The sequence below is a fragment of the Leclercia sp. LSNIH8 genome, from assembly GCF_002920195.1.
Classification (GTDB): Bacteria; Pseudomonadota; Gammaproteobacteria; order Enterobacterales; family Enterobacteriaceae; genus Enterobacter.
This window is the reverse complement of record NZ_PQJY01000002.1, coordinates 392224-407314: the sequence shown is the minus strand read 5'-3', so window position 1 is coordinate 407314 and position 15091 is coordinate 392224. Positions and strand designations below refer to the sequence as shown.

At 50.8% G+C, this 15091-nt stretch carries 8 protein-coding genes and 1 pseudogene; 4 read left to right on the top strand and 5 right to left on the bottom strand.

The features are described 5' to 3' along the window. Positions 1–27 precede the first annotated feature (27 nt). A pseudogene (locus C3406_RS06800) lies at positions 28–1573 on the top strand (methyl-accepting chemotaxis protein). Here the strand turns inward: C3406_RS06800 and fucR are convergent. The 5 genes from fucR to C3406_RS06775 all read right to left on the bottom strand — a co-directional run bounded on the left by fucR (position 1570) and on the right by C3406_RS06775 (position 7983). Then, on the bottom strand, positions 1570–2286 hold the full coding sequence (fucR, locus tag C3406_RS06795; RefSeq protein WP_103822851.1) for an L-fucose operon activator: 717 nt from the start codon (positions 2284–2286) through the stop codon (positions 1570–1572). The pseudogene C3406_RS06800 and the gene fucR overlap by 4 nt on opposite strands. Next, positions 2283–3266 carry a sensor domain-containing diguanylate cyclase gene (locus C3406_RS06790; protein WP_103822850.1) on the bottom strand — a complete coding sequence of 328 codons (984 nt, stop codon included), beginning with the start codon at positions 3264–3266 and terminating at the stop codon, positions 2283–2285. Before C3406_RS06790 ends, fucR begins: the two co-directional genes overlap by 4 nt. 176 nt (positions 3267–3442) lie before the next feature. Then, on the bottom strand, positions 3443–3775 hold the full coding sequence (locus tag C3406_RS06785; protein WP_103822849.1) for a glycine zipper family protein: 333 nt from the start codon (positions 3773–3775) through the stop codon (positions 3443–3445). Between the two features lie 143 nt (positions 3776–3918). After that, positions 3919–4788 carry a glutathione-dependent disulfide-bond oxidoreductase gene (gene yghU, locus C3406_RS06780; RefSeq protein WP_103822848.1) on the bottom strand — a complete coding sequence of 290 codons (870 nt, stop codon included), beginning with the start codon at positions 4786–4788 and terminating at the stop codon, positions 3919–3921. Between the two features lie 207 nt (positions 4789–4995). Further along, positions 4996–7983, bottom strand: a complete 2988-nt coding sequence (locus tag C3406_RS06775; RefSeq protein ID WP_103822847.1) for an autotransporter family protein — start codon at positions 7981–7983, stop codon at positions 4996–4998. A 186-nt stretch (positions 7984–8169) separates the two neighbouring features. On the opposite strand from C3406_RS06775, the gene C3406_RS06770 reads away from it, so the two are divergent. The 3 genes from C3406_RS06770 to C3406_RS06760 all read left to right on the top strand — a co-directional run bounded on the left by C3406_RS06770 (position 8170) and on the right by C3406_RS06760 (position 15086). Beyond that, on the top strand, positions 8170–9009 hold the full coding sequence (locus C3406_RS06770) for an alpha/beta hydrolase (protein WP_103822846.1): 840 nt from the start codon (positions 8170–8172) through the stop codon (positions 9007–9009). Between the two features lie 515 nt (positions 9010–9524). Next, on the top strand, positions 9525–13403 hold the full coding sequence (locus C3406_RS06765; protein ID WP_103822845.1) for a two-partner secretion domain-containing protein: 3879 nt from the start codon (positions 9525–9527) through the stop codon (positions 13401–13403). Positions 13404–13466: 63 nt separating this feature from the next. Beyond that, positions 13467–15086, top strand: a complete 1620-nt coding sequence (locus C3406_RS06760) for a ShlB/FhaC/HecB family hemolysin secretion/activation protein (protein ID WP_103822961.1) — start codon at positions 13467–13469, stop codon at positions 15084–15086. The last annotated feature ends 5 nt before the right edge of the window (positions 15087–15091 follow it).

Here is a 15091-nt window from a genome sequence, read left to right as displayed (position 1 = left end):
AAATCTCCCTCAGGCAAGGAAAGAGTTATGCGTATATTTCGTAATCTTACAATCCGGTTCGTCATGCTGACGATTCTGGGTATCTTCTGTTTAATGTGGGCGGGCGTGGGGCTGTATGGCTCATGGGCGCTCTCTCGCGTGGCGGATGGCAATGAGGTTGATCGTCAGCTGGTCAGGCAGATGACGGTGCTCAGCCAGGGCAACGATCAATATTTCCGTTTTGTCACCCGGCTGAGCCGGGCGATGGAGACGCAGGCGGCAGGCGGCAAGGCCGATTTTGCCGCTGTGCAGCAGGCGCTGGATACTATGAGCAACAGACTCGACGAGTTGAAAGCCATGTCGCCGGGGCCAATGGATGCCGACGTCTCCGCCCGGGTGATCGCCAACTGGCAGGCGTTGCTGGATAATGGCGTTAAGCCCCAGATGCAGCTGGCCCAGCAGGGCAACCTTGAGGGCTATCGCCAGCAGGCGAATAATGTTACCCCACCGCTAAGCCGCGCCTTTGGCGAGAGCGCCGGACAGTTCAATAAAGCCGCTGACACCATTCTTGACCGCACTCGTATAACAGTGGATAGCTTCACCAGCATCACCCGCACGGTAATGATTACCGCGACGATAATCGGCCTGTTGATCCTGCTGTTCGCCGACCGTTATCTGGTTGCCATGCTGGTGAAACCCCTTGAGCAGCTCCGCCACCATTTCCGCCTGATTGCGCAGGGGGATCTTAGCCAGCCGATCGCGCCTTTTGGCCGTAACTGCGTGGGCCAGCTGGTGCCGCTGCTGACGGCGATGCAGGACAGCCTGCGCGAGGCGGTGAGCACCATCCGCAACGGCAGCGAGAACATCTGGCGCGGGGCGACGGAGATCTCCAGCGGCAATAACGATCTCTCGTCGCGTACCGAAGAGCAGGCAGCGGCGCTGGAAGAGACCGCCGCCAGCATGGAGCAGCTTACCGCCACGGTGAAGCTCAACGCGGATAATGCCCGTCAGGTCAGCGAGCTGGCGGATGTCGCCTCGGTCAGCGCCAGCCGCGGCGGCGCACTGGTGGAAAATGTGGTCAGTACCATGACCGGGATCTCCATCAGTTCGAAGAAAATTGCGGAGATCACCAGCGTCATCAACAGCATCGCCTTCCAGACCAATATTCTGGCCCTCAACGCGGCGGTGGAAGCGGCGCGGGCGGGGGAGCAGGGGCGTAGCTTTGCGGTGGTGGCCGGTGAGGTGCGGAATCTCGCCAGCCGCAGCGCGAACGCGGCTAAAGAGATCGAAGGGTTACGCTGACTCCGTCTCCCGCGTGGAGGAGGGGGCCAAACTGGTGACCGAGACCGGCACCACCATGGAGGCTGTGCTGCGCGACATTACTGGCGTCACCACCATCATGAAGCAGATTGCCAGCGCCTCGGAAGAGCAGAGCAAAGGCATTTCGCAGGTTGGGGTGGCGATCACCCAGATGGACGGCGTGACCCAGCAGAACGCCTCGCTGGTGGAGCAGGTATCGGCGGCGGCTTCCGCGCTGGAGCGCCAGACCGAAGAGCTGCAACGCTCGGTGCAAAAGTTCCGTCTGGCAGACTAACGTCGGGCGAGCTGTGCGTCGCTGATCAATTGCGTCACCTGCGACAGGTGACCAATTTTCACTTCGCTGGAGCGCTGAAACTTGCTTTTGTCGATCAGCAGCAGCGACTGGCTGGCGCGGCCCAGCAGCTGCGACTTAAACCCGGCGCTGTGCGGGGTGGGATCCCACATCACACCCTGCTCATCCACCCCTTCACACGAGAAGATAAACAGGTCAATCTCCAGCGATTTCAGCAGCGTCACCAGGGCCGGATTCACATAGCAGCGGTATTTGCGCTCCAGCGTCCCGCCCGAGCAGATTAGGTTTATGCGCTCGCGCTTCGCCATCTCATGGCAGATGGGCAGGCTGTTGGTAAAGACCGTCAGGGCGATATCCGGCAGCTGCCGCGCCAGGTGAAAGCAGGTTGAGCTGGCATCCAGGGCCAGCGTCATGCCTTCGCTGACCCAGTCCAGCGCGTGACGGGCGATATCGGCTTTATCCGCGTAGTGGCTTTTCAGCCGCGCGCCAAAGGGCTCGCCGCCGTCGCGGTGATCCGGGTGGATCGCCCGGGCCCGCCCGTGATGGCGCACGATCTTTCCCTGCTGCTGCAGCTGCTTCAGATCGCGACGAATCGTCTCTTTGCTGACGTTAAGCTCTGCGGCCAGCGCCTCTGTCGTCAGCCAGTCGGAAGCCGCCAGCAGGCGGATAAGATCCTGATGACGCGTACTTTTCATGGTTCTGTTCCGTTACGGGTGAAGGCGAGCGGTGTCTGGCCAATCGCCACGCCGTTTTTGCCGGTGTGCTTAATCTGGTACATCGACCGGTCGGCACGGCGCAGGGCGTTGACGAAATCATCCTGCTCCAGTACGTCGTCAATCCCCACCGAGGCGCCGACCTGCGCCTGACCGTTATCCAGCTCGAACGGCGTCAGCGCCGCCTGCAGACAACGGTTGGCGGTGCTGCTCACCAGCACACTGGACAGCGGGAAAGGCAGCAGCAACACGAACTCATCGCCACCCAGACGGCCAACAACGGCCTCCGGCGGGCAGGCATCGCGCAGGCGCTGGCTGAGCTGGATCAGCAGCTCATCACCGCTGCGATGACCGAAGGTGTCGTTCACCGTTTTAAAATCATCGAGATCGATAAAGGCGATGCAGAGCGGCCCCTGGGCCTTAAGCTGGGCGAAGTGCTTAAGCAATGCGTGGCGGTTGGCAAGGCCAGTGAGCGGATCGTGATTAGCCAGCTGGGCCAGCTGCTCTTCGTACTGCTTCTCTTTGGTCATGTCGATATGGGTACCGGTCACCTTCAGGGGGTTGCCGTTTTCATCCCAGTCCGTCACCCGCCCGCGGTCCAGCACCCAGGTGACGGTGCCGTTTTTGTGCTGCATGCGGTGCAGCGCTTCATAGAAGGGGGTTTTGCCGTGCAGGTGATCGTAGAAGGCATCCAGTACGTTCTGTTTGTCATCCGGATGCAGATGCTCACGCCAGATCTCAAACTGCGCACTCAGCTCCTTGGGCTGATAGCCCAGCATAGCGCCCCAGCGGCGGTTATAAATAATCAGCTTCCCGGTGGGAACGTCGAGCTGCCATAAACAGAGACCCGTCCCGTCGAGCGCAGCACTGAGCTTGTTTCGGGCGTCACGCGCCAGCCTGGCAAGCCGGGCATTGTGCTTTTTGAGATTCTGAATCTGTTGTTTAAGCGCCTTTTCTGACATGCAAATAATCTGAAGAAAGAAATTATTGATGCCAGTTTACGGGATGGAAGTAAATATACGGTTAAAAAAAGAAAGGGATTTGTGTTAAGGCTTATATTCACGGTCTTATAAGCAGCCATGAAATAAGAAATGAGGGGCCTGATAAAGCCAGGTGGAATAATCACCTGGCTTTTTTATTAATGGGTAGCTTCGCCGACCAGGCCGCCCGCTCCCGCGCCGAGAGCGGCGCCTTTGAGAACGCTATTACCGGTTACAGCGGCTGCACCAGCGCCTACAGCGGCACCAATGACGCCACCTTTACGGGCAGCTTTGCCTTTCTCACCGTTTTTAAACATCGCCCCGGTACCCGCCCCAACCACCGCGCCGCCGACGGTGGATTTTACGCTTTTCCCGGCTACTGCGCCGATGGTCGCGCCCACCAGCGCCCCGGTAGCGGTTTTATCTGCCGCCAGGCTGGAAGCAGAGCAGAGCAACGCACCGATCATTAGCGTGATTTTCATGGTTTTCATGACAATTTCCTTATAAATGTGCAGTGAGACATTGCGGGGGATACTGCCAGCTGTACGGATTGTCGGGTAGGCCAATAATGCCGTGGTGGAGAAACTCGTCTTAATCTGATCGTCGCCGGGCGGCGGCCCGCCCGGCACGGGGGTTAGCCCTGACGTTTATCTTCGGTGTTGGTATCAAAATCACTCGCCGCATGGCGCTCATGCAGCTGTTCGCTCAGCTCGCCATTGGTGCGGTTAACGATACGCCCGCGCTTCACCGCCGGACGGCTGGCGACATCCTTCGCCCAGCGCTGAACGTTCTTGTAGCTTTCGGCATCGAGGAACTCTGCCGCGCCATAAACCTGGCCCAGCGCCACGCTGCCAAACCATGGCCAGATGGCAATGTCGGCGATGGTGTACTCTTCACCTGCCACGTAGCGACCCCGCGCCAGCTGTTTATCCAGCACGTCGAACAGACGTTTGGCTTCCATGGTGAAGCGGTCAATGGCGTACTCAATTTTTACCGGGGCATAGTGATAGAAGTGGCCGAAACCGCCGCCAAGGAACGGGGCGGCGCCCTGCAGCCAGAATAACCAGTTCAGGGTTTCCACACGCCCAGCCGGATCTTTTGGCAGGAAGTGACCGAATTTTTCCGCCAGATAGAGCAGGATATTGCCGGACTCAAACACCCGCGTTGGCGGCGTGGTGGAGTGGTCGCGCAGGGCCGGAATTTTAGAGTTCGGGTTGACATCCACAAACCCGCTGGAGAACTGATCGCCCTCGCCGATGCGGATCAGCCATGCGTCATATTCCGCACCGGTGACGCCGAGCGCCAGCAGTTCTTCCAGCAGAATAGTGACCTTCTGGCCGTTCGGCGTACCCAGGGAGTAAAGCTGCAACGGATGTGAACCGACCGGCAGGATTTTCTCGTGGGTGGCACCTGAGATTGGGCGGTTGATGCTGGCGAACGCGCCGCCGCTGTTGTTCTGCTTCCATTCCCAGACTTTCGCTGGCTGGTAGTTATTCTCGGACATGTTGATCTGCCTTTTTGTGGAGGTGTTGAGGCAGTGTAGCAGGTGTTCCATGAACGGTTTAACGAACTGAGCGCATAAGGTTATGCGCTCAGCGGCCTGCCTGCTGGCGTGCTATCGCAGCGGCACAATCTGAGCTGCAAAAACATAATGTTTTACCCGCGCATAGAAAACGGGGCCCCTGAGGGCCCCGTTGAAGGTACATATCAATCAGAACGACTTGCGTAAACGCAGGCTGAAAGTGTGGGCCTGGTAACGCTCGCCGGCCTGCAGGTCGTAACGCGCGTCGAAGCTCAGATCGTTGGCCTCGTACAGCGTGGTGCCGATGGCTACGCCGGCCATATCTTTCACCGGAGAAGCACCTTTGGTGATAAAGCTGGTTTCACCGATGGCGTCTGCGGCGTAAGTCGCATGGCTGCTGACCTGGCGGTTATCGTACTGGTGGATCCAGGAGACCTGGGCAAACGGCGTCAGATTACCCAGACCGGTGGAGAAGGTCTTCTCCAGGCGGGCGCCGATATCGCTGACTACCGACTGCGTATGGGTGCTGCTGACATCCAGCGCCATCCCGTTGCCGCCGGTTTCGCTGTAGCCATCTACATGCTGATAACCGTAAGTCAGGCCCGCGAGCGGGGTCAGTACTACGTCGGCTGGCAGCGTGATCGGGTAACCCAGCTCGCTTTGCAGAGTGACCGACTGGCCGTTGAACTTGCCGTGAGCTGCGCCAGAGAAGCCGGTGAAATCGGCGCGGCGGACGGAGCTGTAGTTCTGACGGTTCAGGCCCGCGGAGAGGTTCAGGTACCACGGATTACCCGTGTAGGCTGCGTAACCAATCACCCCGTAGTTATCGGCGGTAGAGTTGTTGCCGCTCAGGTTGTCTTTACCGTGTACGGAGGTATTGCTGTAGTTAAGCGCCGCGCCCAGACGCCAGGCGTCGCCCAGCGCGCGGTCGGCACCGATGATCAGGCCGCCAAATTTCGCTGAGTAACCGCTTACTTCGTCACGGCTGTCCTGACGGGCATAACCGCCGAACGGCTGACCCCAGACAATCCAGTTTTCTGCGTAGTCATCGCCAGTTGCCACTCCGCTCACGCCGGAGGCCTGTGGATTACGCACGGCATCGATGTGAGCGCCCACTACGGCCTGAGCAGTAGAGATGGCAACGGATGTCGCTGAACTGGTGTTGAGGTTCTGGCTGGTAGAGAGACGCTCGCCAACGCGGTTCGCCTCCTGTTCACCTTCAATGGCCAGCGAGGCGTTGTACAGATTCAGCAGCTGCGGAGAAGCGATACCGGAATAGTTCGCCAGCCCGCCAAGTGATGCGGTAGCGCTTGGGATAGTGGCATAACCCTGTTTGCCCGGCTGGACAGGCGCTGGCTCTGCTGGCGCAGGCTGCGTTGGCTGTACAGGCGGTGTGACGACCGGCGGAACAATCTCAGGTTCGGTTACCACTGGCGGCGTCACTTCTGGCGTCGGCTCCGGCTGGGGTTGCGGCTCTACCGGCGCGGGAGCGATCGGCTCTGCACCCAGGGTTAAGACCAGCGCCTTGCTCGTCGCATCTTCATAAACGGTGCCGTTGACCGCACCACGGTAGCCGAGCGCTTTGTAGTTCAGCTGATCGGCATGGTAGTCGGTCTGGGCCCCATTTGCGTTGATCACCACATAGCGCTGTCCTTCGGCGAACTTATAGGTGTTGCCGGTGCGCAGCAGGTTGATACTCGATCCCGCGTCGATAGTGGCGTTGCCGCTAACGTTCAGACGACCATACCCGGCATCGGCAAGCAAATCACCGCTAGCTACGGCTAAATCAGAGACGCCGGAGATGAGCGTTGCGGCCGCTTTCTGATGATAATCACCCAGAATGTTGATGCTGTTATTCACCTGCAGGGATGCAGCTTCGTTCAGCACGGTGCCGGCCGTCACCTCGATGTCGTCGCTCATCTGCATTGCCATCAGGCCATACTCAGGGATAACGCTAAACGTACTGACATTATCGTTGAGCAGCAGCGAGCCGCTGCCGAATGTGACATTCGAGCCAGTAATAGTGCCCGTCGCGCCATCGATGCCGGTCAGCGTACCCAGGGTGGTGCCACCGTTAATGGTTAATGGCGTCGTGCTGGTGGAATAAATATCACCGATAATGGTGCCGGTATTGGTGAGGGTTACCGTGTCGCTGTTATTACCGTTAACAAAAAGGGCATAGCCTCCACCGCTTAACTGACCGTTATTGACGATCTCGGTATTGCCCTGATTGTTGTCGTTCCAGATGTAAATCCCGCTCCAGTTACCCGCGATTTCACCGTTGTTCACAATGGAGCCAATAACGCTGTTACTGTTGCTATTGTTATAGACTGCCGTGTCATTAGCGCTGATTTTACCGTTATTAACAAGGGCGTTAAGGGTGCCGGAGTTAATAATGCCGAAGGAGCTGCCGTTAATCTTCTCATCATTAACGATAGTATTAATAACGCCCTGGTTGATGATCCCGGAGCTACCGTAATAATCGGTCGTGCCGCCTTCAATTGTTCCGGTGTTATGCAGTGAGCCAATCGTACCGCTGTTAAAAATGGCCCCTTTTTGCCCCATGAATATGCCGTTCTCGTTATTCACAGAAGAGATAAGGCCAGCATTATTCAGGTTATCGATGGTGCCCTGATTGTTGATGCCGCGATAGCCCACAATCTTGCCATCTTCGGTATTAGCCAGGGTGCCGATCGTCCCGGCATTGCTCAACGTACCGGTGTTGTTATACCCGAAAAGGTTGTAAGAGCCCGGAACCCTCTCGAGCGTGCCGCTGTTAGTGAAGGTGTTAATCACACCCGTTGCACCTACCGACACGACGCTGCCGTTTTGATACTGGCTCAGGCTGGAGATGGTGCCGTTATTGTTAAGTGTATCTACTGTTCCATCAATCTGAACAATATTGTTGTTTAACAATAATGGGTTATCAGCGGTGTCGCTAATCACGCCATCATTAATAAGCGTCGTTACAGTACCGCCCGCGTTAACGGTTAAGGCGTTGGTGGGGTTGCCGGTGATATTTCCCTCATGCGTAATATGCACCAGCTCTTTTGCATCAGCGATCTGAATATTGCTTATGGGTGTGTCGATAATTAACTCGGGAGACGTTGCGAAGGCTTGCGCAGCCGTCGAGGCAACCAGCAGGGAAATCAGCTGGCTAAGGCGTTTCTTTTCCATGGTATTCCGTCATAAGTAGCGATGATTGTGCAAATGCTGTTGCGATTTCTTCGGATTAATCCGATATCTTCGGGCGCAGAATATACAATTCGTTGCCGAAAACAATAAGCTCTGCTTAATTATTCAGGCTGAATCTATTCCACATTTTTTGTAATGTTTATAATTTGACTTAAGGCTGGTGGCGGAATGAGGATATATCCTCACCTTTTGCAGGGAACATTATTGATTAATTTGTCTTTATTGTTGTGCGGGTGTATTTCTGGCGATCCCAACACCGCCGCGCAACGTATTGCCGGGCAAAGTGGTCTGATCAGTGAAAAATTTGACGCAGATCCCTTCCCGATTGTCGGCTGGTATCGGATCACGCCACCGGTGAACACCTTGCATCTCTATATCGAAGGAGATGGTTTTGCCTGGAAAAACCGCACCACTCCCTCAAATAACCCGACGCCACGTAATCCAGTTGGTCTGAAGCTGGCGGCGGCAGATAATCATGCCAGTGTGCTTTACCTGGCCCGGCCCTGTCAGTTTATCGGGCCCCCTTTGCCGGCCAGCTGCCGTGCCAATATCTGGACTCAGGATCGCTTCTCGCCTGCGGTAATTGATGCGATGAACGCGGCGGTTAACCGGGCCGTGGCGCGCTATCCGGGAGTGCAAATCGATCTGATCGGCTACTCCGGGGGCGGTAATATTGCCGCGCTGCTGGCGGCACGTCGACACGACGTGCGCTCCTTGCGAACGGTGGCGGGTAATCTTGATGTGGCGTATGTAAATGCCCTGCATCATGTCACCCCGATGCCCGAAGCGGCGAGTGCCATCGAAAGCGTTCCCGCGCTTCGCACACTGCCGCAAATTCATTTCAGCGGGGCAGAAGACACCACCGTGCCGCCCGCCGTTGCCCGGCGCTTTCAGCAGGCGGTGGGGGAGGAATGTACGCGGGCAGAGGTGATCAATGGGATGGCACATGGCTCAGACTGGGCGGCAATCTGGCCGCAGTTACTGACGCATCAGCTCCCTGACTGTTGAATGAAGGAACTCACATGTTGGTTTGGCCTGTTAGCGGGAAATAAAGAGAAAATTTGAATAAATAATATTATTGCATTAATAATTTATTACCACCGTTTTAATTTCAGAATGTAATTGTTTTCCAACTAATCGATTTTTAATAAATATAAATATCTTGAAATGCATTTCGTGAATGATATTTGTAATGGTTATTTTTTCAGGCGTTAAGAGAAATCAAAAATATTGGTGGATTCCTATTTAAACATCAGTAGGTTGTGACTGGGGTCTGCTCCTGTTAATTTTAGCGGTGGTCTTACTTGATCCCATATCTGAAAGACCACAACAGTATTCAATAACGCGTAATGTCACCTTAATCGGGATCTGCCACTGAGCAGGCTCGCCGGGTGGCTCTGGTTTAATTGTTGATTCTGATGCGGTGTACCTTTTAGGGTTCTTGGTCAGGTTAATTCAGATTAGGAAAAAGAGGCTCAATTCAGATATCAAGACCAGAAAGTTTTTAAAAAGGGAACAAAAGTATGATTTCTTCGGATGAGAAAGTTCAACAGCGAGCCAGTATTAAGCTGGCTCCGTTAACGATTGCAATGATTTTAGCCTTACCTGCAGTCGCACATTCAGCAGATTTATCTATGAAAAATGGAAAAATCTACAACGCCAACGGCGTTCCGGTTGTTGACATTAATAAGGCAAACAGCAGCGGTTTATCACATAACGTTTGGGACAATCTGAACGTTGATAAAAAAGGCCTCATTTTCAACAACAGCGCTTCAGCCACCAGTACGCTATTAGGCGGTGATATCCAGGGAAATAGCAATCTGAGTGGTGGTACCGCTAAAGTCATTCTCAACGAAGTTACCTCCAAAAACATGACGACCATCAATGGCATGATGGAAGTTGCTGGCGACAAAGCGGGTTTAATCATTGCTAACCCTAATGGCATCACCGTGAGCGGTGGTGGCAGCATCAACGCCAGCAAATTGACCCTGACTACCGGTAAGCCAGATATTAAGGACGATGAACTGAATGGCTTTAGCGTCAACGGTGGCACCATTACTTTGGGCAAGCTGGATAGTGCAAGCCCGACAGAAATTCTTTCACGCAACGTTGTTATCAATGGCAAAGTTTCTGCCGATGAACTTAACGTGGTGGCAGGGAATAACTATGTAAACACGGCTGGTGAGGTCACTGGGAAAGTAACCGCAACGGGCAAGCGTAACGGCTATAGTGTTGATGTCGCTAAATTAGGCGGGATGTATGCCAATAAAATTAATCTGGTCAGCACGGAAAGCGGGGTAGGTGTCCGTAACCTCGGCGTCATTGTCGGCGGCGAGAAAGGGATCAGTATCGATGCTAATGGCCAGTTGCTGAACAGTAACGCCCAGATTAAGTCTGAAGGCATCATTAATTTAAAAACAAAGGGCTCGCTGGAGAACACGACAGGCACAATCGCGTCTAACAAAACGATCTCGATCGATACCAATAAGAACAAAATCACCAATACTCGCGCGGGAAAAATCACAACTTTCGCTGATATTTATGTGAACAGTGGTGCCATCGATAACACGAACGGCAAGATTGCCGCCGGCGGAGTGTTAGCCGTTAATACGAATAAAAATACCCTGATTAACTCCGGTAAAGGAAATAATGTGGGTATTGAGGCAGGTATTGTCGCGTTAGAGACCGGTACGCTGAATAACAGCAATGGTCAAATTCGTGGTGAATACATGGAGCTGAATTCTGCGTATCTCAATAATAATAATGGGATATTAGAAACTAACGGCGACATTATCATTAACAGCAGTGATAATATTGATAACAACAAAGGATTGATCCGCTCTGCAAGTGGCCGGATTAATATGACTGCTGCTAAGTCAATCAATAATAAAACCACCAAAACCGCGGATACAAACAGTGCCGATACATTAGGTATTGCGTCTGAAACTGGGGTTAAGATTGTCGCTAATGCGATCTATAACAATGGCGGACAGATCGCATCTAATGGCGATGTCTCGTTGGAAAGCCGCGGCATCATTGACAACGATTCGGGCAAGGTGATGTCCAACGCCAAAGCGATAGTGAAAGGCAGCTCCGTTCGCAATGACAACGGTGGTATCAGCGGCAAGCAGGGCACAAATGTTACTGTTGATGGTAATCTGACAAACTACATTGGCGTCGTAAGTTCTGAAGAGGGCGATGTCGCGCTGAAGGCCAATACCATCAATAACCACGGTGGTTTTATTACTGGGCAAAATATCTCTATCGATACCAAGGGAGAGTTAAACAACAGTACTGCACTTATTGTTGCCAATAAAAAGCTGACGGTGAATGCGGGTACAAATATTGAGAACCGTAATAGTAACAATTTTGGTAATAATTTCGGTCTCTATTTTGGCATGCCACAGCAGAACGGTGGTATGATTGGAAAGGAAGGCGTCAACCTTACCGCAAACAATATTTATAACAACTATAGTCGAATTATTTCTGAAAAAGGTTCGATTGATCTGAATTCAAGAAATAATTTTGAAAATAACAACGCCCAACTTGTCAGTGGTGGCGACGCAGTTATAAAAGTGGGTAATACGTTTAACAACAATTATGCGACGACCTACAGTGCTGGCAACCTTAGCATCAACACCACAAATTTAAGCATTAATAGTAACGGCAATTTCCTTGATAACAATGCAACCGGGATTATTGCTTCAGATAAGGATCTCATCCTGAACGTTACTAATAATCTTAATAACACAGGCTGGATCAGCGGTAAGGGCAATGTCACTCTTAACGTTCTGAAAGGTCAATTAAATAACCGTAATACGATCGCTGCCGATAAGTCTCTGACCATAACGGCCTCTAATGGTATTGAGAACTCAAAAGATATCTCCTCTGGCGGTACATTAACTCTCGATTCTAAACGTTCTATTGTGAACAACAATAACAGTAATATTGTTGGTTATAATATCGTTATGAATGCGAACAATGATATCACTAACCGTAGCAATATTGTCAGCGATGCTGACATGAACATAACCGCTAAAGGTAATTTAAATAATTATCTCAATCTGGTTAGCTACGGTGACGTGGCGATTACTGCTAATAGTGTTAATAACAATAACTCGGTGATCGATGCTAAGGGTGCCTTGAGTATTAACTCAACAGGCAAGATTGGCAACTCCAGAGGGACGTTACGTTCTCAGACTGGAGATATGTCTCTTGTTTCTACTAATAATAACATTGATAACTATTATGGCTATCTTATCTCTGGTGGTAAGATTGCGATCAAAGGGAACAATCTGAACAATGATAACGGCCTGATTGGAAGCAACGGGGATATCAACATTTCCCTTAAAGGATCCTTTGACAATGGTAAGGGATCTGTCAGCAGTAATTGGGGTGATGTCGTTCTGAATGCGAACAGCGTTGATAATAACAACGGTTTCATCTCAGGTAAGAATGTTTCCGTCGATTCTAAATCAGCGATTTATAACAATGATGCATTAATTTCTGCTTATAAAGTTCTTACTGTTAATGCCAACGGTAACGTTGAAAACAAAAATGGCAACAACTTTAATCGCGATCATGGTGCATATTTTGAGCTGGTTGATAGCATTGGCGGTATGAGCGGTAAAGAAGGACTTAATATTACTGCTCAGAACATTTACAACAACAATAGTAACTTGATCGCTGAGAAAGGTGCTCTGACGTTAAACTCCAGAGGTGTCTTCGATAATACGTCTGCGAAAGTAATTAGCGGGGCTGACAACAGCATCAATGTCGCTGGTGTTTTCTACAATAATTATGCAACCGTATACAGCGAGGGGAATCTTGATATTAAGGCTTCCAAGCTGGAAAATTTAAGTAATGGAAGCATGGAGAAGAATAACGCAACAGGTGTTATTGCTTCAGATAAAAATTTGAACCTTACTATTGATAACAGCTTTACCAACTACGGCTGGATTAGCGGTAAAGGTGATGTCAATCTTAACGTTCTGAAAGGAGCATTTTATAACCGCAATACGCTTTCTGCTGACAAAGCTATGACAATCAATACCCTGAGTGGTGTTGAGAACTATAAGGACATTGTTGCAGGAACGACGCTGACCGTGAAAACCGAGAAGCATATTACAAATAGTAATAATAGTAATATGCTCGGTAAAGATATCGTGATGAATGCAGTGAATAATATCGTTAACCACGGGAACATCGTAAGCGATTATTCTTTAATCGCAAAAACAGCAGGGGATATCTATAACTATCTCAATATGCTGAGCTACGGTGTCGCTAAAGTCACTGCGAAAAATGTCGTTAACAGCGATAAAGATGCGGTTTTAGGCGGTTTTTATGGTTTAGAACTGGAGTCAGAAAAGACAACTAACACTGGTACCCTTGTAGGGATGTAAACCATAAACAAGGCAGCAGCATTGTTTGATGCTGCTGCCTTCTATTTTTTACCGAGTGAGTCAATGGAATTGAGATTTAAAATCTTTTGTGCAATCGCCTTGCTGTTCTTTCAAGTGCCAGTAAAGGCTAGTGTTGATGCATTGATAATCCAACAAAAAAATGCAGACAACAATACCTATCATGAGCAAAAGATCGATAAGAAGGATGTTTACTCTAACGCGAAACTAAAAGCATTTGAGCTGGATGATCTTCCAGCCGAAAAGAACTGTTTTGTTATAAAAGAACTGATTCTGGATAACAATTTTCTGAGAAAAAAATTAGAAAACAATATCAAGAAGAGTGTTGTCGGGCGTTGTGTGGGCCCAACTGGAATTAATAAAATAGCCACGGCTTTGCAGGATTATTATATTGATGCGGGTTATATTACTACCCGTGTAGATATTCCATCGCAAAATATTTCTTCTGGTGAGCTAAAACTGACTGTCGATGCAGGCCGGATCGACAAAATTATTATTGAGGGGAATGATATTTTACCCTGGATACTGCCTTTTAAGAAAGGCGATATCCTGAATATTCGCAATATAGAGCAGGGGCTGGAAAATCTTCAGCAGGTTCCTGGCGTTAACGTTAAAATCGATATCGAACCGGGGTCGAGGAATGGTTATAGTAATGTATTGATTAACACTCATCGCTTTAAAAAATGGAGCGTAAAAGCAATTTACGATAACTGGGGTGATGAAGCAACAGGGCGCTATCGTGCCTCGGTTATTGGTTATCTTTTCAATACATTGAAATCCAGCGATCTTTTTTATCTGGCGGGTACCAAAAGCACCACCGGCCAGTATGAAAACATAAGCACGTACTATTCATTACCAGTAAATTACTGGAATTATTATTTTTACTACAGCAAGAGTAAATCTAAACAAAATATCCCGCTCGCATGGACAGCGATGGACTATGTGGGCGACAGCGAGTACTGGAGTGCAAAAGCAGCACGAACACTTTATCGCGACAGTAGTCGAAAGCTGACGGGCAGCGCAGAATTTATACGCAGAAACTATAATTACACGATTGCGGGAGAAGAGCTGGCGTTACAAAAACGTAATATGGGTAACGCGAAGTTCGGCATCAACTATAAACAGCAGCTTGTAGATGGGAATTTGAGCGCAACGCTGTCATGGCAGCGTTTTCTGACATGGTTCGGCGGTGAAAAAACACCCGATATGGTTTATGGCAACGTGAGTTCAGCTAGCCAGCTGTTTAACCTTGAAGGGAACTACACGAAGCAATTTAGCAATAGTATTTATAGCATGAATTTTTTCTCTCAGTATACGCCGGATGAGCTGACGTTGCAGGATCAGCTAACGATTGGCGATCGCTGGAGCGTGCGTGGTTTTGAAAATAGTGTGGGGCTAACCGGAAACAACGGTTTCTTCGTACAAAATACGCTGTATCGCCCCTTAGGGTTTCTGCCTGCGAACTATTACATTGGCGTGGATTTGGGACAAATTAAAGAGGATATCTATTACGGTGATGAATTCATCGTCGGTGGTGCGATAGGTCTTCAGGGGAACTTTAAAAGCCTTGAGTATGACGTTTCCGTTTCGGCACCCTTCAAATACCCTGGCGATCTGAATGTCGATAAAGCAAATATTAATTTCAATTTTTCTTACCAGATATAGTTAAG

Coding starts and splice junctions, on each gene's coding strand:
- C3406_RS06775 (WP_103822847.1), bottom strand. CDS start 7,983: ATGGAAAAGAAACGCCTTAGCCAGCTGATTTCCCTGCTGGTTGCCTCG.
- fucR (WP_103822851.1), bottom strand. CDS start 2,286: ATGAAAAGTACGCGTCATCAGGATCTTATCCGCCTGCTGGCGGCTTCC.
- C3406_RS06760 (WP_103822961.1), top strand. CDS start 13,467: ATGGAATTGAGATTTAAAATCTTTTGTGCAATCGCCTTGCTGTTCTTT.
- yghU (WP_103822848.1), bottom strand. CDS start 4,788: ATGTCCGAGAATAACTACCAGCCAGCGAAAGTCTGGGAATGGAAGCAG.
- C3406_RS06785 (WP_103822849.1), bottom strand. CDS start 3,775: ATGAAAACCATGAAAATCACGCTAATGATCGGTGCGTTGCTCTGCTCT.
- C3406_RS06790 (WP_103822850.1), bottom strand. CDS start 3,266: ATGTCAGAAAAGGCGCTTAAACAACAGATTCAGAATCTCAAAAAGCAC.
- C3406_RS06770 (WP_103822846.1), top strand. CDS start 8,170: ATGAGGATATATCCTCACCTTTTGCAGGGAACATTATTGATTAATTTG.
- C3406_RS06765 (WP_103822845.1), top strand. CDS start 9,525: ATGATTTCTTCGGATGAGAAAGTTCAACAGCGAGCCAGTATTAAGCTG.